This is a genomic window from Micromonospora sp. AB353, from assembly GCF_049538395.1.
Taxonomy (GTDB): domain Bacteria; phylum Actinomycetota; class Actinomycetes; order Mycobacteriales; family Micromonosporaceae; genus Micromonospora; species Micromonospora aurantiaca.
In genome coordinates this window covers 126574-149045 of sequence record NZ_JBMVFV010000004.1, presented here as the reverse complement: position 1 = coordinate 149045, position 22472 = coordinate 126574, and the positions used below count along the sequence as shown (strand labels likewise).

General features: G+C 72.3%; 22 protein-coding genes. 15 read left to right on the top strand and 7 right to left on the bottom strand.

Annotation, left to right across the window (positions count from 1 at the left end):
* Positions 1 to 70: 70 nt before the first annotated feature.
* From ACPCK6_RS03640 to ACPCK6_RS03615, 6 genes are all read left to right on the top strand, one after another.
* Positions 71 to 919, top strand: coding sequence for a GNAT family N-acetyltransferase (locus tag ACPCK6_RS03640; RefSeq protein WP_423480327.1), 849 nt, complete (start codon positions 71 to 73; stop codon positions 917 to 919).
* The gene (locus ACPCK6_RS03635) at positions 912 to 1211 is read left to right on the top strand and encodes a hypothetical protein (RefSeq protein ID WP_423480326.1); all 300 of its coding nucleotides are present in this window, start codon (positions 912 to 914) and stop codon (positions 1209 to 1211) included. The genes ACPCK6_RS03640 and ACPCK6_RS03635 overlap by 8 nt, the downstream gene beginning before the upstream one ends.
* A gap of 27 nt (positions 1212 to 1238) precedes the next feature.
* On the top strand, positions 1239 to 1484 hold the full coding sequence (locus tag ACPCK6_RS03630) for a toxin HicA (RefSeq protein WP_423480325.1): 246 nt from the start codon (positions 1239 to 1241) through the stop codon (positions 1482 to 1484).
* Complete coding sequence (locus ACPCK6_RS03625) at positions 1484 to 1825, top strand: type II toxin-antitoxin system HicB family antitoxin (protein WP_396882083.1); 342 nt, start codon at positions 1484 to 1486, stop codon at positions 1823 to 1825. The genes ACPCK6_RS03630 and ACPCK6_RS03625 overlap by 1 nt, the downstream gene beginning before the upstream one ends.
* Positions 1826 to 1969: 144 nt before the next feature.
* Positions 1970 to 2929 carry a zinc metalloprotease gene (locus ACPCK6_RS03620; RefSeq protein WP_423480324.1) on the top strand — a complete coding sequence of 320 codons (960 nt, stop codon included), beginning with the start codon at positions 1970 to 1972 and terminating at the stop codon, positions 2927 to 2929.
* Positions 2930 to 3078: 149 nt separating this feature from the next.
* Positions 3079 to 5985, top strand: a complete 2907-nt coding sequence (locus ACPCK6_RS03615) for an RHS repeat domain-containing protein (RefSeq protein WP_423480323.1) — start codon at positions 3079 to 3081, stop codon at positions 5983 to 5985.
* Positions 5986 to 6033: 48 nt separating this feature from the next.
* On the opposite strand, the gene ACPCK6_RS03610 is transcribed toward ACPCK6_RS03615, so the two are convergent.
* Entirely contained in the window at positions 6034 to 7713 is a 1680-nt protein-coding gene (locus ACPCK6_RS03610) for a DNA repair helicase XPB (RefSeq protein WP_396882086.1), read from the bottom strand.
* A 216-nt stretch (positions 7714 to 7929) separates the two neighbouring features.
* Between ACPCK6_RS03610 and ACPCK6_RS03605 the strand changes: the two genes are divergently transcribed.
* Complete coding sequence (locus ACPCK6_RS03605; RefSeq protein ID WP_423480322.1) at positions 7930 to 8805, top strand: L,D-transpeptidase family protein; 876 nt, start codon at positions 7930 to 7932, stop codon at positions 8803 to 8805.
* Between the two features lie 123 nt (positions 8806 to 8928).
* Positions 8929 to 9165 carry a hypothetical protein gene (locus ACPCK6_RS03600; RefSeq protein ID WP_396882088.1) on the top strand — a complete coding sequence of 79 codons (237 nt, stop codon included), beginning with the start codon at positions 8929 to 8931 and terminating at the stop codon, positions 9163 to 9165.
* 1 nt (position 9166) lies between these two features.
* On the opposite strand, the gene ACPCK6_RS03595 is transcribed toward ACPCK6_RS03600, so the two are convergent.
* Positions 9167 to 11629 (bottom strand): helicase-associated domain-containing protein, encoded by a 2463-nt coding sequence (locus ACPCK6_RS03595; protein ID WP_396882089.1) that lies wholly within the window; start codon positions 11627 to 11629, stop codon positions 9167 to 9169.
* A 37-nt stretch (positions 11630 to 11666) separates the two neighbouring features.
* On the opposite strand from ACPCK6_RS03595, the gene ACPCK6_RS03590 reads away from it, so the two are divergent.
* Together ACPCK6_RS03590 and ACPCK6_RS03585 are read left to right on the top strand one after the other, a co-directional pair.
* On the top strand, positions 11667 to 12290 hold the full coding sequence (locus tag ACPCK6_RS03590; RefSeq protein ID WP_396882090.1) for an HAD family hydrolase: 624 nt from the start codon (positions 11667 to 11669) through the stop codon (positions 12288 to 12290).
* 28 nt (positions 12291 to 12318) lie between these two features.
* Complete coding sequence (locus tag ACPCK6_RS03585) at positions 12319 to 12705, top strand: cold-shock protein (RefSeq protein WP_030503574.1); 387 nt, start codon at positions 12319 to 12321, stop codon at positions 12703 to 12705.
* On the opposite strand, the gene ACPCK6_RS03580 is transcribed toward ACPCK6_RS03585, so the two are convergent.
* A complete protein-coding gene (locus ACPCK6_RS03580) occupies positions 12666 to 13496 on the bottom strand; it encodes a 1,4-dihydroxy-6-naphtoate synthase (RefSeq protein WP_396882091.1) in 831 nt (276 codons plus the stop codon). The genes ACPCK6_RS03585 and ACPCK6_RS03580 overlap by 40 nt on opposite strands.
* A 34-nt stretch (positions 13497 to 13530) precedes the next feature.
* Positions 13531 to 14241, bottom strand: a complete 711-nt coding sequence (locus ACPCK6_RS03575; protein WP_396882092.1) for a TetR/AcrR family transcriptional regulator — start codon at positions 14239 to 14241, stop codon at positions 13531 to 13533.
* Between the two features lie 119 nt (positions 14242 to 14360).
* On the opposite strand from ACPCK6_RS03575, the gene ACPCK6_RS03570 reads away from it, so the two are divergent.
* Complete coding sequence (locus ACPCK6_RS03570; protein ID WP_423480321.1) at positions 14361 to 15344, top strand: NAD(P)-dependent alcohol dehydrogenase; 984 nt, start codon at positions 14361 to 14363, stop codon at positions 15342 to 15344.
* Positions 15345 to 15400: 56 nt separating this feature from the next.
* Here the strand turns inward: ACPCK6_RS03570 and ACPCK6_RS03565 are convergent, their stop codons facing one another.
* Positions 15401 to 16186 carry a futalosine hydrolase gene (locus tag ACPCK6_RS03565; protein WP_423480320.1) on the bottom strand — a complete coding sequence of 262 codons (786 nt, stop codon included), beginning with the start codon at positions 16184 to 16186 and terminating at the stop codon, positions 15401 to 15403.
* Positions 16183 to 17799 carry an MFS transporter gene (locus tag ACPCK6_RS03560; protein WP_396882095.1) on the bottom strand — a complete coding sequence of 539 codons (1617 nt, stop codon included), beginning with the start codon at positions 17797 to 17799 and terminating at the stop codon, positions 16183 to 16185. The genes ACPCK6_RS03565 and ACPCK6_RS03560 overlap by 4 nt, the downstream gene beginning before the upstream one ends.
* 87 nt (positions 17800 to 17886) lie before the next feature.
* Here ACPCK6_RS03560 and ACPCK6_RS03555 point away from each other — a divergent pair, with 87 nt between their 5' ends.
* On the top strand, positions 17887 to 18726 hold the full coding sequence (locus ACPCK6_RS03555; RefSeq protein WP_423480319.1) for a DUF3027 domain-containing protein: 840 nt from the start codon (positions 17887 to 17889) through the stop codon (positions 18724 to 18726).
* A 4-nt stretch (positions 18727 to 18730) separates the two neighbouring features.
* On the opposite strand, the gene ACPCK6_RS03550 is transcribed toward ACPCK6_RS03555, so the two are convergent.
* Positions 18731 to 18994, bottom strand: a complete 264-nt coding sequence (locus ACPCK6_RS03550) for a DUF2530 domain-containing protein (RefSeq protein ID WP_396882097.1) — start codon at positions 18992 to 18994, stop codon at positions 18731 to 18733.
* Positions 18995 to 19086: 92 nt separating this feature from the next.
* Here ACPCK6_RS03550 and ACPCK6_RS03545 point away from each other — a divergent pair, with 92 nt between their 5' ends.
* The 3 genes from ACPCK6_RS03545 (at position 19087) to ACPCK6_RS03535 (ending at position 22434) form a co-directional block, all read left to right on the top strand.
* Positions 19087 to 20568, top strand: coding sequence for an NCS2 family permease (locus ACPCK6_RS03545; protein WP_396882098.1), 1482 nt, complete (start codon positions 19087 to 19089; stop codon positions 20566 to 20568).
* A 61-nt stretch (positions 20569 to 20629) separates the two neighbouring features.
* A complete protein-coding gene (locus ACPCK6_RS03540; protein ID WP_030274920.1) occupies positions 20630 to 21079 on the top strand; it encodes a MarR family winged helix-turn-helix transcriptional regulator in 450 nt (149 codons plus the stop codon).
* A gap of 68 nt (positions 21080 to 21147) precedes the next feature.
* The gene (locus ACPCK6_RS03535) at positions 21148 to 22434 is read left to right on the top strand and encodes an MFS transporter (protein ID WP_318332062.1); all 1287 of its coding nucleotides are present in this window, start codon (positions 21148 to 21150) and stop codon (positions 22432 to 22434) included.
* Positions 22435 to 22472: the final 38 nt, after the last annotated feature.

Sequence of the window (22472 nt, the reverse complement as noted above, 5' to 3'; positions counted from 1 at the left end):
ATGGGGCCTACTGCCGGAGGGCCGGACCGTGGCGGTCGGGCGCGGCGGCGACAGGCGACAGGGGTGGACCGTGGACGGGCTGTTCTGGCGGGAGTTCGGCGAGGACGACCTGCCCGCCCTGATCGCCCTGGCGCAGGCGTGCCTTGCCACTGACGGCGGGCTGCCGCTGTTCGGGCGTACCCCGTTGGCGCGGGCGCGGCTGTTGCAGACGCGTACCCACGGCGCCTGGTCCGGCGGCGACCTGGTCGCGGCCGTCGGGGTCGGCACCGGGCGGACGCCCGTCACCGCCACCGGCCTGGTGCACCCGGCGTGGCGCGGGCGTGGGCTCGGCGGCGCGCTGCTGGACCGGGCGGAGAAGCAGGCGGGCGACGCGGGCCTGCTGGTCACCACGGAGACGTGGACCGCGGGCGGGGAGGAGTTGTTCGCGGCGCGCGGGTACACGCGGACGTTCCTGGAGTGGGTGCTGCGGCACGACCTCGACGTGCTGCCCGAGGTCGCCGCGCCGGACGGCGTGACGGCGGAGCCCGCGACGCCGGGGGCGGAGCTGTTCACCACCTACCGCGCGTCGTTCGCCGACCGGCCCGGATTCGTCGAGCCGGAGGCCGACGAGTGGCTGGGCGACCTGCGCGACGACGAGGACTTCCGGCCGGAGTTGACGCTGCTCGCACGCGGCCCGGACGGCGCGGCGGCCGGCTTCGTCACCGTGCTCGACAACTGGATCGACCAGGTCGGCGTGGTGCCCGGCTGGCGCGGGCGACGGGTCGGCGCGTACCTGGTGGCGCGCGTGCTGCGCGGCCTCGCCGACGCGGGCGCGGACGCCGCGTGGCTCTGCGTCAACGACGACAACCCGGCCGCCGGCCTGTACCGGCGGCTCGGCTTCACCGACTTCGGCCGCCGCGCCCGCTATCTGCATGGCTGACCCGACGCGGGAGGCGATTCTGCGGGCCCTCGCCGACCTGTGGGCGAACGGCTGTCCGGTGCCCGCGCCCGAGCTCCACGAACGGCTCGCCGACGTCGGTCTGCGCCGCTGGCGCAGCGTCGCCCGCCGGCACCGGGGGCGGCGGCTCGGCCCGGACGACCGGCTGAGAGATCTGGTACGCGGACTGGTCGCCGCGTTCGAGCCGGACCCCAAGCTGGTCGGACCGCTGGTGCGCGACTACGAGTGCGTGGCGCGCGCCATCGCCGACGCCGTGACGTCAACGACCCGTTGATGGTACTACTTGCGGTACCATCACCTTGTGCCGTCCATAGCCAGCCTCGTCGAAGCGATGCGCAGGAGCCAGCAGAACGTCGCATACAACGATCTTTATCGGGTCTGCGAACACCACTTCGGTAAACCACGGCAGGCCGGCACTTCGCACGCGGTGTTCAAGATGCCGTGGGCGGGAGACCCGCGCGTCAACATCCAGGACGACAAGGGCAAGGCCAAGGCGTATCAGGTACGGCAGGTGCTCAAGGCGATCAACAAGAAGGAGGCCATGTGATGTCCGAGTCCCGCCCCGAGATCTCGCACTACACGTACCGCGTCACGTGGTCCGTCGACGACCAGGAGTTCGTCGCCACCTGTGCCGAGTTCCCGTCTCTCTCGTGGCTGGCCCGCACGCAGATCGAGGCACTTCACGGTCTCCAGAACATGTTGCGCGAGGTGATCGCTGACATGGCGGAAGAGGGCGAGCAGATCCCGGAGCCGCTGTCCGAGCGAAGCTACTCGGGCAAGTTCAACCTTCGGGTCGGCGAGAGCCTGCACCGCGAGCTGGCCATCCATGCCGCCGAGGAGGGCATGAGCCTCAACCAGTACGTGCTGCGGAAGCTGAGCGCCGCCTGACCCGCCCCAGGGTGAGCCTCCCTCGCCGGGGGGTGTTGCGGATGCACGGTGACGTGGTCTTATGGCGGGACGACGACGTCATCGACCCGCAACTTTGACAACCCCGCGTCGGTACTCCTTTCATGCCTCTCGAAAGGTGCAACGATGCACAGGAAACCGACGATCCACCTGGCAGTGCTCGTCGCTGCCGCAGCCACCTTCCTGACCGCGGGCGGAGCCCCCGTTGCGGCCACGGCCGCACCCGTGACCGCCTCTCCCGCCGCCGCCGAGTGCGAGCCCGGCGCCGACACGCACAGCGCCGCCCGGGTACGCGAGGGCGCCACCGCCAAGGAGCCCGAGCTCTACTCGACGAACGAGGCCAAGGCGTACGGCGTCATCAAGGACTCACCACGTCTGGCGAACGGCAGCGTCACCGTGCCGACGATCTTCCACATGATCTCGGACCACGAGCTGAGCGCGGCCGAGAAGGCCCGCTGGAACACGCTTATCTCGGCCCAGATGACGGTGCTGAACGACTCGTTCGCGGGTCGTACCGCCGCCGACGCGTCGGACACGCCGTTCCGGTTCTCGCTCGTGGACACCACCTGGACCGTCAACAGCGCCTGGTACACGGTCGTGCCGGGCAAGAACGAGCGGGACATGAAGAAGGCGCTCTACACCGGCGACTCGCGCACGCTGAACGTCTACGCGGCGAACATCGGTGACGGGCTGCTCGGCTGGGCGTACTTCCCGAAGGGCTACAACAACGGCCGCGACTACATCGACGGCGTGGTGATGCTCGACGAGTCGATGCCGGGCGGTACGGCCGGCAAGTACGCGCTCGGCGACACGCTCACGCACGAGGTGGGGCACTGGCTGATGCTGGAGCACACGTTCGCGCACGGCTGCTCCGCGTCCGGCGACTTCGTGGCCGACACGCCGCGTGAGGCGGCGCCGCAGTTCAACTGCCCGATCGGGGCGGACACCTGCACCGCGCCGGGCCTGGACCCGATCCACAACTTCATGGACTACACGCAGGACTCCTGCATGAACATGTTCACCCCGGGCCAGGCCGACCGGATGAGCGACGCCTGGGTCGCGTTCCGCGCCGGCGGCAAGGGCTGACCGCCGGACCGGGCGGGCCGCGCCGATGCGGTCCGCCCGGTCGGCTCAGGCCACCCGAATCGGCGTACGCCTCTGTCGTCCCCCTTCGATACCCTCATGCGACTCGACGGCGATGCACGCCGTTGTCCTACGGGGGAAGGGGCATCGTCGTGCGCGCACGAAGAATGCTCGCCGCGACACTGGGCATAGTGCTCGGTGCCGGCCTGATCAGCGTCGGTACCGCTCCGGCGCAGGCCTACGAGCACCGGACCACCAGCAAGTCCGGCTGGGCCTACACGGATTCGCAACAGCCGAGGAAGTCGTTCGTCAACACGGACGGGGACGCTCCGGTCGGCGCCTGGACGGACGCGACCGGCACGAAGCACAAGTCCCGGTCCTACTTCACCTTCGACGTCTCGCGCTTCCGCGGGACCGTCATCCACAAGGCGGACCTGGTCGTCGCGGAGCGCTCCGCGACGGACTGCTCGATCACCCAGCCGGTGGAGCTGTGGCGTACCGACCCGATCACCGCGACCACGAGCTGGGCGTCGAGCCCGCGCCGTCGCGAGCTGCTCGGCACGGTCCAGGCCGGCGGGGAGGCGACCTGCCCCGGCTATCTGGCGTGGGACATCATGCCCGCCCTCCAGAAGCTCGCGGATCAGGGCAAGCAGACGCTCACCGTCGAGATCCGGCTGCCGCACGGCTCCGAGGGCAAGCTCTCCCACGGTCGTAAGCTCCGTCCGTTCCCGGTGATCAACAGTGAGGCGAACCACGCGCCGACGGTCGAGCAGATCGGGATCGACTTCCCGGCCTGGGCCTGCGGGACCAAGACGAATCCGCAGCCGGTGGGGCCGCGCAACCACGGCCTGATGGTCAAGGGTGCGGACGCGGACAGCAACGACTCCACCTACCGGGGGCAGTTCGCGGCATGGCCGGTCGGCCACGAGGACCAGCGCGCCGAGCAGTTCGGATACAGCTACGGCGGTGCCCTCTCGAAGCTCGACTGGGACATGTCGCAGTACCCGCACGGGACCGTGGTGGCCTGGACCGCCCGCGCCTACGACGATCACGACTTCTCGCCGTGGGCCGAGCCGTGCTACGTCAAGGTGGACGCGCAGCGACCCGCCGCCCCCGTGGTGACCTCGGAGAAGTACCCGAACGACGGCCTGCCGCACGGCGGGTCGGGGGTGCCGGGGACGTTCACGTTCAAGGCCAACGGCTCGCCGGACGTGGTCGGCTACTACTGGGGCCGCTTCGGCGACGCCTACCACTACATCCCCGCGCCGTCGCCCGGCGCCGACGTGACGCTCGAATACACCCCGACCTCGTTCTCCGACTCGCTGAGCGTGCGCAGCGTGGACAGCGCGTCCAACTCGTCCGAGACGGTCCACTACGAGTTCCGGGTGAAGTCGACCGCGCCGCAGGTCGAGGTGACGATGGCCGGCATCGGGCTGCCCAGCAAGCTGGCCGTCTCCACGAACGTCGAGGGGGTCACCGAGTTCGGGTACCGCATCGGCGACGGCGCCGAGGCCCGGGTGCCGGTGAACCCCGACGGCCCGACCGAGATCCCGGTGACGTTCGCCGAGGGAGGCCTCGTCAAGGTCGAGGTCCGCAGCTACGCCGGGAGCGAACTCGTCGGCGGGTACACCGAGAACGTATCGGTCCGCGACCTCCCGACCGTGGAGTCGGACGACTTCGACTTCCCCGAGCACGACGGGGTGGTGGACCGTCCCGGCACCGTCACGTTCCGGCCCGGCCGGACCGGTGTGGTGGCATACGAGTACACCTTCGGTGGCGGCGATCTGCTGCGCATCGACGCGGCCGCGGACGGCACGGCGGTGCTGCGCTGGACGCCCACCGAGGGTGGCTGGCACGTGCTGAACGTCCGGAGCATCAGCGCCGACGGCACTGTCTCGGAGACGCAGGAGCGGCAGTTCAACGTCATCGACACCAAGCCGTACGTCTCCTCCAGCACCTACTACGAGAACGGCGCCTGGGGCGGCGTGGGCATCCCCGGTGAGTTCAACTTCGACACCGGCATGCCCGACGTCGACGCCTACCTCTACCGCCTGAACGACGGGCCGGAGCAGGTCGTCGACCCGGACTACAGCTGGGCGCGGGTGACGCTCACCCCGGACCGTTCCGGCAGCAACACCCTGACGGTGCGTACCCGGTTCCAGGACGGCTCCTTCTCCCCGACCCGGACGTACACGTTCGAGGTCAGCGACGCGCCGGTGGTGACGTCCGAGGACTACCCGGAGAACGGTGAGGGCGGCCAGCCCGGGCAGACGGGCCGGTTCACCTTCAACCCGGGCCGCTCCGGCGTGACCGAGTACCGCTACGTGCTGGAGTACACCGGCGAGGAGCAGGTGGTGGCCGCCGGCGCGGACGGCCGGGCCACCGTCGAGATCACGCCGACGCACTCCGGCTACACGCTGCTGACTGTCACCAGCCGGACGGCCGACGGCACGGTCAGCCCGGAACGCCGGTACTACTTCCGGGTCCGCGACGCCCGGGTGAACGTGAGCAGCGCGTACGACGAGTACAGCCCGCGTGGCGGGATCGGGTCGGTCGGCACGTTCGGGGTCTACACCGAGATCAGCGAGGTGACGACCTTCGAGTACCAGCTCAACGGCGGCGCCTGGCAGAGCGTGCCGAAGAAGCCCGATGCGTTGGCCACGGACATCACGGTGACCATGGACCGCAACGGCGCCAACCTCATCTCGGTCCGGGGGCGTACCGCCGCGGGCGACTACACGCCGCAGACCGACTACCCGTTCCTGGTCGGCACGGCGCCGCTCGTCAGCTCGGGCACCTACCCGGCCGATCGGTGGTCCGGCGGTGTGGGTGTGGCCGGTGAGTTCACCTTCACCCAGGGCAGCCCGGGTGTGACCGAGTTCGAGTACACAGTCGAGGACGGGCAGCCGGTGACCGTGGCCGCGAACGCCGCCGGAGTCGCCACGGCGACCTTCACGCCGACCTCGGCCGGCTCGTACAGCATGCGGGTACGCGGCCGGACCGCCGACGGCGTGTGGACCGACACGACGAGCTACTACTTCCTGGTCAACTACTCCTGACCCGGTGGTGACGGTGGGCCGCCCGGAAGGGGGCGGCCCACCGGTCGCTCAGTCGACTGTGGGCAGCGACGGCCCGAGCACGTCGTCCGCGTCCACGATGGTGTACGCGTACCCCTGCTCGGCCAGGAACCGCTGCCGGTGCGCGGCGTACTCGGTGTCGATGGTGTCCCGGGAGACCACCGTGTAGAAGTGCGCCTGCCGGCCGTCGGCCTTCGGGCGCAGCACCCGGCCCAGCCGCTGCGCCTCCTCCTGCCGGGAGCCGAACGTGCCGGACACCTGGATCGCGACAGCCGCCTCCGGCAGGTCGATGGAGAAGTTGCCGACCTTCGAGAGCACCAGAGTCCGCAACGAGCCGGAGCGGAACGCGTCGAACAGCCGCTCGCGTTCCTTGTTCGTGGTGGAGCCCTGCACGATCGGCGCGTCCAGGTACTCCCCGAGCTGGTGCAGCTGGTCGAGGAACCCGCCGATGACGAGGACCTGCTCGTCCGGGTGCCGCTCCACCAGGGCGCGGACCACCGGCAGCTTGGTGCGGGCGGTGGCCGCCATCCGGTAGCGCTCCTCCGCCTCCGCCGTCGCGTACGCGAGTCGTTCGGCGTCGGTGAGCGTCACCCGTACCTCGGTGCACTCCGCCGGGGCGATCCAGCCCTGCTGCTCGATGTCCCTCCACGGGGCGTCGTACCGCTTCGGGCCGATCAGGCTGAACACGTCGCCCTCGCGGCCGTCCTCGCGTACCAGAGTCGCGGTGAGGCCGAGCCGGCGGCGGGCCTGGAGGTCCGCCGTGAAGCGGAAGATCGGCGCGGGCAGCAGGTGCACCTCGTCGTAGACGACCAGGCCCCAGTCGCGGGCGCCGAACAGGTCCAGGTGGGTGAACGCGCCGCCGCGCCGCGAGGTGAGCACCTGGTACGTGGCGATGGTGACCGGGCGGATCTCCTTGCGCTCGCCCGAGTACTCGCCGATCTCCTCCTCGGTCAGCGAGGTGCGGGCGATCAGCTCCCGCTTCCACTGCCGTCCCGCCACCGTGTTGGTGACCAGGATCAGCGTGGTCGCCTTCGCCTCGGCCATCGCCGCCGCCCCGACGAGGGTCTTGCCGGCGCCGCAGGGCAGCACCACCACGCCGGAGCCGCCGGCCCAGAACGCCTCGACGGCTTCCCGCTGGTACGACCGCAGCGTCCACGGTTTTCCGCCGTCCTTGCCGGACTCGGCCAGCTCGATCGGGTGCGCCTCGCCGTCCACGTACCCGGCCAGGTCCTCGGCCGGCCAGCCCAGCTTGAGCAGCGCCTGCTTGAGCCGCCCCCGCTCGGACGGGTGCACCGCGATCGTGTCGTCGTCGATCCTGGCGCCGAGCATGCCGGCGAGCTTCTTGCTCTTGGCGACCTCGATCAGGACCACCCGGTCCAGCGCGCGCAGCACCAGGCCGTGTACCGGGTCGTTGGCGAGCTGGAGCCGGCCGTACCGGTCCATGGTCTCGGCCACGTCGACGAGCAGCCCGTGCGGCACCGGGTAGCGCGAGTACTTGATCAGCGAGTCCACCACGCCCTCGGCGTCGTGGCCCGCGGCCCGGGCGTTCCACAGGCCCAGCGGTGTGAGCCGGTACGTGTGCACGTGCTCGGGGGAGCGTTCCAGCTCGGCGAAGGGCGCGATCGCCATCCGGCACGCCTGCGCGTCGGGGTGATCCACCTCCAGCAGCAGCGTCTTGTCCGACTGCACGATCAGTGGTCCACCGCTCACGCCAGCGTCCTCTCGCATCGCCCGGAACCCGCTGCCCGGAAACTCGTCGCCCGGAACCCGGTCGCCCGGCACCCCGTCCACACCCCGGCTGACCTGCCGCAGGCCGACCATCCAGTGTTGCACGCCGGAGGGCGCCGCAAAAAAGTCTCGCTGGACAGGCAACGTCATACTCGTCCCACACGTCTAGCAAGCGGGACGACTGTCCAGGGAGGGCCCATGCCGCGTGTCCGGTTTCTCGCACGGGCCGCCGCTCTGGCGGTGGTCGTGCTGGTCGGTGTCGGCGCCTGCGCGCTCGATCCGCAGGCGGAAGGCGCCGGGGGCAGCACCCCCGGCCCGGTCGGGCTGACGGAGGGAGCATCGGGGGCGAGCGCGTCGCCCACGCCGGAACAGCCGGTCACGTCCCCGTCGGCGCAGCCGAGCCGGACGGCCTCGCCGAAACCCTCCCGGTCGCCGGAGGCGACGAAGACGACGAAGCCCAAGCCGAAGCCGAGCGCGTCCGCCGGGTGCCCGCAGGGGGAGCACCAGCGGGCCGTGGAGACGTACCTGACCCGGCTGGGCGGCTTCGGGACGCTGACCGTGGACGGCGAGCAGTCCGCCGTCGACTGCGCGGCGATCAAGAAGTTCCAGATCCGGTACGGCATCAGCCCGTCCTCCGGTCGCGCGGGCCCCACCACGTACGACGTGGCGAAGCGGCTCGCCGCCACCGACACCGCGCGGTGCAGGGCCGGATCCCGGCTCACCTTCTGCGTCGACCTGACGCGGCAGACGGTCTGGGCGATGCGCGGCGGGAAGGTGGTGATGGGCCCGACGGTGACCCGCACCGGCATGTCCGGCTACGCCACCCCGGCCGGCACGTACTCGGTGGGCCGGAAGAACCCGCGCGAGTGGTCCAACCCGTACGAGGTGTGGCTGCCGTACTGGCAGCAGTTCAACGGCGGGATCGGCTTCCACGAGACCACCACCTACCTGCACAACGGCGCGATCGGGTCGCACGGCTGCGTGAACCTGCTGCACCGCGACGCGGTACGCCTGTGGGAGCTGGGTTCGGTCGGTACCCGCGTGGTCGTGATCGGCCGCCGCCCCGGCACCTGAGCGCACCGGAACTCGTCCTACCCGTGACCGGACCGCCCGGATCAGGGTTTTAACCCCTGTCCGCGCGGTCCGGTTGGTGTAACCCTGGAAGCCGGGTCCATGCCGGGACGGGGAGGGACTGCCATGACCGTTGACCAGGACGTGCTTCCCGAGGACGAACGGACGCGGCAGCAGGAGGTGCCCACGGCGGTCGTGCTCGCCTACGCGGCCGCCGCCGCGGGGGTGTTCGGCTGGTTCCTGTTCGGGCTGCTGGTGCAGCAGCAGGGTTTCGTCGACTCGGTGGGTGAGGCGGCCGGTACCGCGTTCACGTTGCTGCTGGCCGTGTCGGTGATCGGCACGCTGCGCCGCAACGGGGAGTAGCTCACTCCTCCAGCACGGCCGCCGTGATCCGGTGCAGCGCGAACGTGTGCAGCATCTCCGTCCGGTCGTCCTCGGCGCGCAGGTAGCCGGCGCCGATCGACACCGGCCGGACCAGCCGGGACGCGGTCGCCCCGTGCGCGTCGACGTAGCCGACCCAGACCAGCGCCTTGTCCCGTACCGCCTGCTGGAGCACCGCCAGCGCGTCGCCGTGCCCGGAGACGGGCGCGGGGCCGCCCGCCGCCGGGGCGCCGCGGACCACCGCCGGGGCCCGCCGGGCCGCCCGGGCCGCCGCCTCGCCCCGGCGGATCTGCTCGACCACGCCGAGCAGGCGGGGCATCGGCAGCTTCGGCGTGGCGAGCGGGTCGACCGCACGACCGATCGCGGTACGCGCCGGCGCCCGCCGGGTCTTCGGGCGTGCCAGCACCGTCGCGCCACCGGCGTCCTCCGGCACCGGGGCGTAGCCGGCGTCGCGCAACGCGGTGAGCATCCGGTTGACCTGGTACGGGGTGACCAGCACCGTGGGCGCGAGCCGGCGGAACGCCAGCGGTTCCAGTCGCCGGTCCGCCTGCACCTCGGTGAGCAGCGCCTCGTCGTCGCTGCGCACGTACGCGCCGGCCGGCCCGACGCGCAGGCCACCGTGCTTGCGGGCCACGTCGTCGACCAGATAGGTGAGGCCCTGCGGCACCGGGGTACGCGAGCGGCGGCGGAACAGCGCGTGCAGGTCGTCGGCGGTGTAGCCGGCGTCGAGCGCCCGCCTGATGCTCCCCGTGGTGACCCGGTGCACGCTGGCTCCGCCCGCCGACTCGTGCTCGGCCACCACGTCCAGTTCGGCGGCGAGCGCCGGGTCGGGCGGGCCGGGCACCACCACCGACAGGTCGGCCTGCACCAGCACGTGGTCGACCGGGGCGGGCAGCAGCCCGTCCAGCGCCCGTACCGTCGTCGAGGCGTCGCCCGACTCGGCGTCGGAGCGCAACCCGAGCGGGTCGTCACCGTGCTCGTCGGCCTCGGTCAGCTCGGCGAGCAGCAGCCGCCCGTACGTGGTGAGCGCGCCGAGCCCGGTCACGCCCAGCGTGGCGGCCTCGGCGAGCACCTCCCGGTGCGCCGTCTCCCGTCCCCGGGCCCGCCGGGGCGCGCGCCAGTCCAGCAGTTCCAGCACCTCCTCCGGCGTCGGCGCGGTGCCGGGTGTCAGGTCGGCCAGCACGGCGAGCACCGCACGACGGGCGGCCGGCGCACCGGCGCGTTCCGCCTCGGCGGAGAGCACCGAGATGGGCCGGTCCCGGTCGTCGCGCTGCCCGATCAGGCCGGCCTGGCGGGGCATCGACATCCAGGCGCGGGCGAGCTGCTCCCAGCGCTGGGCCAGCGACACCGCGCGCCACACCTCGTACCCGCCGGTGGGCAGGATCTGCTGGTCACCGCCGTACCGGGTGGTGGCAGCGCCGGTCAGCTCCATCTCGCCGGTCAGCCCGGCCGCGTACGCCACCTCGAACAGCAGCGCGGTGGTCGGCTCGTCCAGCCCGATGCCACGGGCGAGCCGCCGCAGGTCGCGGACGCCGACGCCGCCGGAGCGCAGCACGGGTGCCGGTTCCGCGGTCAGCGCCTCCAGCATCGCCTCGGTGTACCGGACCACCTCCATGGTCTGCCCGGCCCCGGCCGAGTCGACGGACTTGACCTCGCGCGGCGGGCCGGACACCACCGGCGGGCTGGTGCGCAGCGGGCCGAGCGGACCGGCGTCACGGCGCAGCACCAGCCCCACCTCGCGGGGCAGCTCGACGGTGCCGTTGCGGCCGCCGGACATCCGGACCAGCAGCCGGTGCTCGACCAGCCAGCGGATCGGCGAGCCGGTCGGCGCACCGCCGTTGACGAGGTCGGGCGGCAGCACGTCCTCGGTGCCGGTGGCGGGGGCCTCCAGCGCGCCGGGCGCCACGGTCCCGACCGGTGGCCCGGCGGCGAGCCGGTCCAGGACCGCGCGGGCCGAGGGCGGCGCGGACAGCAGCGTCCGCCGCAGCTTCGCCGGGTCCGCGCAGAGCGCCGCCGCGCGCGGATCCAGCTCCGCCGCCGGCCGGCCCAGCCCCGCCGGGTACGGGGACACCTCGTCGATGCCACCGGCCACGCACAGGTCGTGCTCGGGGCCGTACAGCAGGAACCGGGCCCGGAGCCGGTCGACGGCGGCGCGGATCGCCGTCGGCGCGGGCGGGTGCGGCCCGGTGGTGGCCAGGGCGAGGATCTGGTCGGTGGAGGTGGCGCCCTCGGGACCGCGGGTGAGCCGGGCGGCGTCGAGGATCTGGAGGGTGAACTGGTCCAGCCCGTCGAGCGCCCGGGCCACGGAGACCCGGGACTGGGCGCGCAGGGCGAGGGCGGACACGTCGGCCGGCACCGGCACGACGAGGTCCGGCCGCAGCTGGAGCAGCGCGGCGAGGGAGTCGTCGGGGAGGGCCCGCAGGTGGTCGGCGAGTGAGGTGGTCATCGTCGTACCACGCTAGCCCGCTGGGTAGGTTCTCGGCATGTCTCCGCTGATGGTCGGCTTCGACCTCGACATGACCCTGGTCGACTCCCGGCCCGGGATCGCCGCCGCGTTCCGGGCGCTCACCGCGCGCACGGGCGTGCACGTGGACGGGGAACTGGCCGTCTCCCGGCTGGGCCCGCCGCTGCGGACCGAGCTGGCGCACTGGTTCCCGCCGGAGCGCGTCGAGGAGGCGGTGACGCTCTACCGGGAGCTGTATCCGGCGTACGCGATCACCCCGACCGTGCCGATGCCCGGTGCGGAGGCCGCGCTGCGCGCGGTGCAGGCGCGCGGCGGCCGGACGATGGTGGTGACCGCGAAGATGGGCCGGCTGGCGAAGCTGCACCTGGACCACCTCGGGCTACCGGTGGACGAGCTGGCCGGGGACGTGTTCGCCGAGCAGAAGGCGGTCGCGTTGCGCGAGCACGGCGCGACGCTCTACGTGGGCGATCACGTGGCCGACATGGCCGCCGCGCGAGCCGCGGGAATCCCGGGCGTGGCAGTGGCGACCGGCCCGTGCTCGGCCGACGAACTGACCGAGGCCGGGGCGTACCTGGTGCTTGATGATCTCGTCGAATTCCCGAGCGCGCTGGACCGGATCATCGGGCTAGCCTTGGAGGGGTAGACGGTTCGAGTGGAGCGGGGTTCAACAGGTGCCGACGGGTCGAGTGAAGTGGTACGACGCCGCCAAGGGGTACGGGTTCGTCACCAGTGACGAGGGTGGCGACGTGTTCCTGCCGAAGGGCGCGCTACCGGCGGGTGTCGCCGACCTGAAGGGTGGCCAGCGGGTCGATTTCAGCGTGGTCGACAGCCGGCGGGGCGCCCAGGCGATGGGGGTCAAGCTGCTGGAGGCACCGCCGTCCGTGGCGGAGCTGCGCCGCCGGCCGGCCGAGGAACTCCACGGCCTGGTGGAAGACATGATCAAGGTGCTGGAGGCGAAGGTCCAGCCGGACCTGCGCCGGGGTCGCTTCCCGGATCGGAAGACCTCCCAGAAGATCGCTCAACTTGTCCACGCGGTGGCGCGCGAGCTGGAGGTCTGAGGGACGAGCCCGGCGTCGGCGGCCCGGCCCAGCAGCGCCTCCACGGCGGCGAAGCCGGCCTCTCCCAGGTCGGCGGTGAACTCGTTGACGTAGAGGCCGATGTGCCGGTCCACCACGTCGGGCTCCATCTCCTGCGCGTGCGCGAGCACGTACTCGCGGCTCGCCGTCGGGTCGGCCCACGCCTGGCGTACCGACTCGCGGATCCAGGCGGCGGCCTCGACCGGGTCGACGGCGCCCCGGCGGGCCAGGATCGCGCCGAGCGGGATCGGCAGCCCGGTGTCGCCCTCCCACCATTCGCCCAGGTCGACCAGGGCGGTCAGCCCGTGCCGCGGGTAGGTGAAGCGCGCCTCGTGGATGACCAGGCCCGCGTCGTACCGGCCGGCGGCCACGCCCGGCATGATCTCGTGGAACGGCACCACCTCGATGCGCGCCGGGGCCTGGCCGGCCGCCCAGAGCCGGAACAGCAGGTACGCGGTGGTCCGCTCGCCGGGCACCGCCACCGTCGCCCCGGACAGGTCGGTCCGGTCGCCACGGGTCAGCACCAGCGGGCCGCAGCCCCGGCCCAGCGCACCGCCGCAGGGCAGCAGGTGGTAGTCGTCGAGCAGCCAGGGCAGCGCCGCGTAGCTGACTTTCACCAGGTCGAACGCCCCACGCTCGGCGGCGGTGTTCGTGACGTCGACGTCCGCGTAGGTCACCTCGACCGCCGGCGCGCCCGGCACCCGGCCGTGCACCAGGGCGTCGAAGACGAACGTGTCGTTGGGGCAGGGGGAGATCGCCAGGGAGAGCGCCACGGTCCCACCGTAACCCCGGCGGCCGGGCGGCCCGTCACCCCGTCCGGTGTGACGTCCAGCCGGTCCGGTGCAGCCGCTCGATGCCGTCGAGCAGCAGGTCCAGCGCGAATTCGAACTCGAACTGGTCGTCGCAGCCCGGCCCGACCACCGAGTCGTCGTCGTGGGACGCGGCGGTGGCGATGGCGGCGAGGTTCGGGAACCGGGCGGCCACCTCCGGTGGCAGATCGGCCGGCACCTCGGGCACCGTCGCGCCGGATCGCCCGGCCTGCCGGGAGGTGTCGAACAGTTCCTGGCTGAAGCCCAGCACCCGGCTGCCCAGCGCGTGCATGACGTGGTGGGCCAGGTCGGTGGAGAGCCCGCCCGCCCGCAGCGCGCCGACTGTCGAGTCGAGGTAGGCCAGGACGGCCGGGGTGGGCGCGGTCCGGGACTCGATCGCCAGCGACGCCCACGGGTGGCGGAGCAGCATCTGCCGCGCCGACAGGATGCGCCGGCGGATCGCCTGTTTCCAGTCGCCGGCCGTCGGCGGTTCGATCTCCGCGACGACCATGTCGATCATGCCGTCGAGCAGTTCGTCCTTGTTCGCGACGTGCTTGTAGAGGGCCATCGGCACGACGCCGAGATCCTGCGCGAGGTTGCGCATGCTCAGCGACTCGATGCCGGTCCGGTCGGCGAGCACGACTGCGGTACGCAGGACGCGATCCCTGGTCAGGGGTGTCCGGCGCACCGTCTCCGTCTGCTCCGCCATGTCGTCCCCAGTCCTCCCGAAGGCCGTTGACACAGTAACCGTCTTGACTGGTGTACGGCGTACACCTAGCCTTGTCCTCATGAAGGTGTACGCCGTACACCCTGGGAGGGAGTGGCGACATGAAGGCGATCGTCCAGGACCGGTACGGCCCCCCGGAGACACTCGTGCTCGCCGACGTCGAGACGCCCGCGCCCGGCCCCGGCGACGTCCTCGTCCGGGTCGAGGCCGCCGCGCTGAACGCGTACGACTGGCACGTCATGCGCGGCGACCCCCGGCTGTCGCGGCTGGCGCTCGGCCTCGCTCGGCCCCGCGCCCGCATCCGTGGCCGGGACGTCGCCGGCCGGGTCGAGGCCGTCGGCACCCAGGTGCGGCACGTACGCCCCGGCGACGCCGTCTTCGGCGACCTCGGTGAGGCCGACGGCGCGTTCGCCGAGTACGTCTGCGTGCCCGAGCACCTGGTCGCGCCGCGCCCGGCGAACCTGACCCCGGCGCAGGCGGCGGCCCTGCCGCTGGCCGGTGTCACCGCGCTCCAGGGCCTGCGCGACGCCGGGCAGGTCCGGCCCGGCCACCACGTCCTGATCAACGGGGCCTCCGGCGGCGTCGGCACGCTCGCCGTCCAGTTGGCCAAGGCGCTCGGCGCGACGGTGACCGGCGTGTGCCGCACCCGCAACGTCGACCTGGTCCGCTCCCTGGGCGCCGACCACGTGGTCGACTACACCCGCGAGGACTTCACCCGCGACGGCCGCCGCCACGACGTGGTGTTCGACCTGGTCGGCAACCGCTCCCTGACCGCGTTGCGGCGGGCGCTCACACCGGACGGGACGCTCGTGCTCTCCGGCGGCGGCGTCTACCGGGGCGGCAGCCTGCTCGGCCCGATCGGGCTGCTGGCGCGGGGACGGCTGCTCGCGCCGGTCATCAGCCAGCGCGTCGTCGTCCTCGCCACCTCACCCGGCCGGGCGCACCTCGACGTGCTGCGCGAGCACGCCGAGGCGGGCTGGCTCACGCCTGTGGTCGACCGGACCCATCCGCTGCGCGAGGTGCCCGAGGCCGTCCGCTACCTCGAGACCGAGCACGCGCGCGCCAAGGTCGTCATCACGATCTGAGCCCGCCGTCCCCAGCCCGGCGACTTCTCCACAGGGTTGTCCACAGGTGGACGGGATCAGTGGAGGGCGGCCGCCGCGGCGGTGAGCGCGGCGAACGCCTCCCGCATCCGCCACGCGCTCCGGTCACGCGGGCCGATCGGGTTGGAGACCGTCCGCAGCTCCACGAAGGGCACACCGGCCTGGGCGGCGGCGACCGCCACGCCGTACCCCTCCATCGCCTCGGCCACCGCGTCCGGGTGCCGTTCGGCCAGCGCCGCCGTGCTCGCGGCGGTGCCGGTCACCGTGCTGACGGTGAGCACAGTGCCGACGGTGGCCCCCGGCAGCGCGGCGCGCAGACGGGCCAGCAGGCCCGGATCGGCGGGCACGATCCGGCCGCCGCCCAGCAGCTCGGGAGGCATGCCCAGGTCCTCGACCGGGATGAACCCGGCCGGTGACTCGGCGCCGAGGTCGGCGGCGACGCTGCGGTCGGCGAGCACCGTGCCGCCCACCGCGACCCGGCCGACGAACCCTCCGGCGATGCCGGCGCTGACCACCGCCCGGTACGGCCGCCCGGCCGCCTCGGCCAGCGCCAGCAGCCGTGCCGTGGCGGCACCGGCGACGGCCGGGCCGACCCCGACCGGCAGCACCGTCACGTCCGGCAGCACCGTCACGTCCGGCGGTGCCGTCACGTCCGACGGCATCGTCCCGTCCGGCGGTGCCGTCACGTCCGACGGCGTCGTCCCGTCCGGCGGTGCCGTCACGTCCGACGGCGTCGTCCCGTCCGGTGCTGCCGGTGCGGTGAGGCCGGCACGGATCGCCTCGGCCTCGGCCGGCACGGCCGTGACCACGAGCAGACCGGTCACGCCACCGGCCCCCGGGGATCGCGCCGCTCGGTGTCCTCGACGCCGCCCGGCCCGCCCACCGAGGAGGACGGCCGGTAGATGTGGAAGCCGGGCGGGGCCAGCCCGTCGTCGTCCGGCGGCGGGCCGGAGCGCTGGGGCGCCGGTGACGTGGGCGCCGGGTCGTCGAACGAGGTGCTGGCCGGTTTCTCGTCGCGGGTCGCCTGCTCCGCCGCCAGTTCCTCGTCGCCGAGCGGCCGGCCGGCCAGGTGCTCGCCGCGTAGCTTGCCGGCGACGAGCACGCCGCGTACGGCCACCAGCGCGGCCACCGCGGCGGCGACCGTCACGCCGATCAGGCCGGTGAACGGCACCAGCCCGAGCCCGCCGCCGGCCACGAACGCGAGCATCAGCGCGGTCTCCGAGTGCGCGAACGAGCTGGCGCGCAGCCGCTCCGGGATGCGTTCCTGGATCGAGGCGTCCACCGCCAGCTTGGCGATCCCGCTCATCATCGCGGCGACCAGGCAGAGCAGCGCCACCATCGGCAGCGAGAACTTCAGCGCGGCGAGCACCGCCACACCGGCGACCACGATCGTGCCGCTGGACTGGAGCGCTGTCGGCCGGTGGATGCGCAGACGGGTGCCGAGCGCGGTGGCCAGGAACGTGCCGACCGCCAGCGCGCCGCCGACCAGGCCCAGCGCGCCCTGGGCGCCGAGGTCGCGGCCGAAGAAGTCGGTGGTCAGGTCACCGGCCTTGATCGCGAAGGCCAGGAACAGCAGCAGGAAGCCGTAGAGCCCGCGTAGTGCCGCCGCGCCGATCAGCGTGGCGATCACCAGCCGGCCGCTGGGACGACCCCGGCCCAGCGGGCGCTCGCCGTCGCGGCGGCGCATCGCCCGCAGCGGGTGCGGCATCCGCTCCGGCGGCTCGGAGTCGGCCTTCGGCGGCAGCCGGAGCGAGATCACCATGCCGATCAGGAAGATCACCGAGGCGACCCGCAGCGGCCACTGCGGCCCGAACCAGAACGCGGCCAGCCCGATCGGCGCGACGAGCGCACCGGCCACCGTGCCGTAGACGCTCGCGCGCGCCCCGACCTGGGACAGCCCGAGCCCCTCGGGGAGCAGCCGGGGGACCGCCGCCGAGCGGGCCACCCCGTACGCCCGGGAGAGCGCGAGCACCCCGAACGCCGCCGGATAGAGCCCGAAGCCGCCCATGTAGTCGGAGATCAACCAGGCCAGGAACGCCCGGCCGAGCATGGTCGTGGCCAGCGCGTACCGCCGGCCGTGGCGGAAGTGGTCGAGCAGCGGGCCGACCACCGGGGCGAGCATGGCGAACGGCACCATGGTGACCAGCAGGTAGAGGGCCACCTTGTTGCGCGCCTCGCCCAGCGGCACGTCGAAGAAGATCGTCCCGGCCAGGCCGATCGCGATGAGCGTGTCACCGGCGCAGGAGAGCGCGTGCAGGTCGAACAGGCGGACCATGCCCACCTCGTTGCCGGCGCTGCGGGCCCGGGCGGTGCCGGCCCGCCGGGTCATCCAGCGCCCGCCGTGCATCGAGCCCCGCAGCAGCAGCCGGGTGGCGCGGATGCCGGTGCCGACGGTCCGCCCGAGGAAGGAGCGGCCGGAGCGGGAGGACAGCGCCATGCGTCCCATCCTCGCCCATCCTTTCCACGTGCGCCGCATCACCCGGAGAGAATGACTCCGGGGAGTGCCTGTCGCCCGTGGACGGGCATGGGGAACAATGGTCCGGTGACCAGGCCCGCCTCCGCCCGCGCTCCCCGGCTCGACCAGGTCTGCGCCGCCGCCGTCGAGGTGGCCCGCGACGCGATCACCGAGGTGGAGCCCACCGACATCGGTGACCATCTCCAGGTGGTCGCTGAGGGCGATCGGGTCGTCACCCACTACTTCGAATGCCGGATGGCCGGTTACCGCGGCTGGCGCTGGGCCGTCACGGTGACCCGGGTGCCGCGCAGCCGGCACGTCACCGTCTGCGAGACGGTGCTGCTGCCCGGCCCGGACGCGCTGCTCGCACCGGGCTGGCTGCCGTGGCAGGAGCGGCTCAAGCCGGGCGATCTGGGCCCTGGCGACCTGCTGCCCACCCCCGCCGACGACGAGCGGCTCGCCCCCGGCTACCTGCTCTCCGACGACCCGGCAGTCGAGGAGACCGCCTGGGAGCTCGGTCTGGGTCGGCCCCGGGTGCTGTCCCGGGAGGGCCGCGCCGAGGCCGCCCAGCGCTGGTACGACGGCGACCACGGCCCGGACGCCGCGATCTCGGTCGCCGCGCCGGCCGCCGCCCGCTGCGGCACCTGCGGTTTCTACCTGCCGCTCGCCGGTTCGCTGCGCCTGGCCTTCGGCGCCTGCGGCAACTTCTTCGCCCCTGACGACGGCCGGGTGGTGAGCGCCGACCACGGGTGCGGCGCGCACTCGGAGACGCTTGTCGAGGCGGCCGAGACGCCCGTCGACGAGCTGCCGACCGTCTACGACGACAGCGCGGTCGAGGCCATGACCGTCAGCCGGGCCCCGGGCTCGGTGGAGTCGGCCGAGCCGGCGGAGCCGTACGGCCACCCCTGACGGGTCAGCGCTGCCGCTGTGCGGCGGCAGCGCGTCGGCGACGCCGGTTGGCGTCGTGCCGCATCATCACCGCCAGGCCGGGAAAGCCCCACAGAAAACCGGCCAGGCAGGTCCAGAGCCAGTTCTGACGCCCGGACTCGGTGAGCCAGTCCCGGAAGAAGATCAGTAGCACCAGGCCGGCCACCGCCCAGGCGATCAGCCCGGCGACGGCGAACGGCACCATCGGCGGGTCGAGCGGCTCCGGCCGCGGCTGTTGCTGCTGTGACACCGGCCCAGCCTACGTGATCGTTCTTCCCTGCCTGCCAGGTGATCTGGGACGATGCGCGCGACAAAACCCGGCCGATGACCAGATGAGGAACCATGTCCATTGCCCCGCCGCCGGATCACGGCACTCCGCCCGATCCCGCGCATCCACGTAACGCCTTCGACCGCTACTTCCTGATCTCGGCACGCGGGTCCACGCTGAGCCGGGAGCTGCGAGGCGGCTTCGCCACGTTCTTCACGATGGCGTACATCGTGGTGTTGAACCCGCTGATCCTGGGCAGCGGGAAGGACGGCGACGGCCGTTCGCTTGCGATTCCGGCGCTCGCCGCGGCGACCGCGCTGGTCGCCGGTCTGATGACCATCCTGATGGGCGTGGTGGCCCGGTTCCCGATCGCGCTGGCGGCCGGCCTGGGCGTGAACGCGCTCGTCGCGTACGAGATCGCGCCCCAGATGACCTGGGCGGACGCGATGGGCCTGGTGGTCATCGAGGGTGTGCTGATCGGCATCCTGGTGCTCACCGGCCTGCGTACGGCGGTGTTCCGCTCGGTGCCGACGCAGCTCAAGACCGCGATCGGCGTCGGCATCGGTCTGTTCCTGACCATCATCGGCCTGGTCGACGCCGGCTTCGTGCGGCGCGTGCCGGACGCCGCGAACTCCACCGTGCCGGTCGGGCTGGGCATCAACGGCAAGATCGTCAGCTGGCCGATGCTCGTCTTCGTGGTCGGCCTGCTGATCACGCTGGTCCTGGTGGTTCGCCGGGTCCGCGGCGCGATCCTGATCGGCATCCTGGCCTCCACCGTGCTGGCCATCGTCGTCGAGGCGATCGCCAACGTCGGCCCGTCCTTCGTCGACGGCAAGCCGAACCCGAAGGGCTGGGCGCTGAACGTGCCCGAGTTGCCCAAACAGATCGTGGACCTGCCCGACCTGTCGTTGCTGGGTCAGTTCAACGTGCTGAACTCGTGGAGCCGGGTCGGCTGGCTGGTGCCGCTGATGTTCATCTTCACGCTGCTGATCACCGACTTCTTCGACACCATGGGCACGATGGTCGCGATCGGCCAGGAAGGGGACATGCTCGACGAGACGGGCACCCCGCCGAAGGCCAAGGAGATCCTGCTCGTCGACTCGATCGCCGCCGCCGCCGGTGGTGCCGCCTCGGTGTCCAGCAACACCTCGTACATCGAGAGCGCCGCAGGCGTCGCGGAGGGTGCGCGGACCGGCGTGGCCAACCTGGTCACCGGCGCGTTGTTCCTGCTCGCCATGTTCCTGGCGCCGCTGTCGCTGATCGTGCCGTTCGAGGCCGCGTCGACGGCGCTGGTGGTGGTCGGCTTCCTGATGATGACGGCGGTCCGCACGATCGACTGGACCGACTACGAGATCGCCATCCCGGCGTTCCTCACCATCGCGCTGATGCCGTTCACCTATTCGATCTCCAACGGCATCGGGGCCGGCGTGATCAGCTTCGTGCTGCTCAAGGTGGCGAAGGGTAAGGCCCGGGAGGTCCACCCGCTCCTGTACGGGGTCGCCGCGCTGTTCATCGTGTACTTCCTGCGCGGGCCGGTCGAGTCCGTGTTGCTCTGACGCTGGTGAGCCTGGTCATAACGCATGTCGTTAGCCAGGCTCATTAGTTAAGCTAACTAGTGTGACGGAGCGGACGGTGACGGCGAAACGCGTGCCACCGGCGCAGCTGGCTCCTCAGCTGCGAGATGCGATCACCCGGCTCAACCGGCGGGTCCGACAGGCCCGGCCGGTCGGCGACCTCACGGTCACCCAGCTGTCGGCGCTCACCAGCCTCAATCTGGCGGGCGCCCTCACGCCACGGGAACTGGCTGATGTCGAACGGGTGCAGCCGCCCACGATGACGAAGATCGTCGCGAAGTTGGAGGAGCGCGGCCTCGTGCAGCGCACTCCCCATCCGACCGACGGACGGCAGGTCATCCTGGCGGCGACCGAAGGGGGAAGGGCCGTACTCGACCAGTTCGAGCGGGCCCGCAACGAGTGGCTGGCCACCCGGCTGGCCGCGCTGACCGAGGACGAACGCGAAACGCTACGGCGAGCTGCGGACATCCTCCAGGGCATCGCTCGCGCCTGACACCGCCGCCCGCGGTTCGCTTCGTCAGCTGTGGATGAAGCGTACCGACGCGAGGAGGCGCACCTAGAGTGCAGGCCAAGCTGAGCACGATGTTCCAGTCCCTACGAGTCCGCAACTATCGACTCTTCGCCACCGGACAGCTGATCAAACTGATCGGCGTCTGGATGATGTTCATCGCCCAGGACTGGCTCGTCCTCGAGCTCAGCGACAACTCCGCGACCGCGCTCGGCGTGGTCACCGCGTTGCAGTTCACCCCCGTACTCCTGCTCACGCTGCTGTCCGGCCGGCTCGCCGACCGCTACGACAAGCGGATGCTGCTCTTCGTCGCCAACGCGTTCTGGACCGTGCTCGCGCTGGCCATGAGCATCCTGGTCCTCACCGGCCTGGTGCAGCTCTGGCACGTCTTCACGTTCGCCGCCCTGCTCGGCGTCTCCAACGCGGTCGAGACGCCGGTCCGCCAGGCGTTCGTCTCCGAGCTGGTCGGCATGCCGCTGCTGCCGAACGCGCTCTCGCTCAACGCGGCAGTGTTCAACTCCGCCCGGATCGTCGGCCCCGCCGTCGCCGGCCTGGCCATCGCCGTCGTCGACGTCGGCCCGGTCTTCCTGGTCACCGCGCTCAGCTCGATCGCCCCACTCGTCAACGTGGTCCGGATGCGTACCGACGAGCTGCACCGCAAGGACCTGCCGCCGGTCGGTGAGCGGGACCAGGCCCGGGTGGTCGACGGCCTCCGGTACGTGGCACGCCGCCCCGACATCCTGCTGCCGATGGTCCTCATGTCGGTGATCGGGATGAGCCTGTTCAACTTCCAGCTCACCCTCGCCGCGCTGGCGAAGACCGTGTTCAACACCGGCGCCGCCTCGTTCGGCCTGTTCAGCACCGCGCTCGCGGTCGGTGCGCTGGTCGGGGCGCTGGCCGGCACCGGACGGCGCAGCCGGCCCTCGGTCTGGCTCGTGCTCGGTGCCGCGATCGGCTGCGCGGTCTTCGGCACGCTCGTCGGGCTCGCCCCGGCGTACTGGCTGGTCGTGACGCTGCTGCTGCCCGCCGGGTTCTTCATGATCTACTTCGCCCAGGCCGCCAACCAGCGCGTACAGCTCGGTGTCGACGCGTCCTTCCGGGGACGGGTGATGGCGCTGTGGGTGCTGGTGTTCCTGGGCACCAACCCGGTCGGCGCGCCGCTGATCGGCTGGGTCGCCGAGACGTACGGCGCCGGCGCGAGCATCTGGGCCGGCGGCCTGATCTCGCTCACCGCCGCGCTGCTGGCGCTCACCTGGCAGTTGCGCCGCTCCGGCGCCCGCCTGCGCATGCGGGTGCTGCCGATGCCCCGCTTCTACGTGGTGTCGCCCGGGGCGAAGTAGCCCCGATAGCCGGTCGTGCCGGTCCGATTACCCAAACG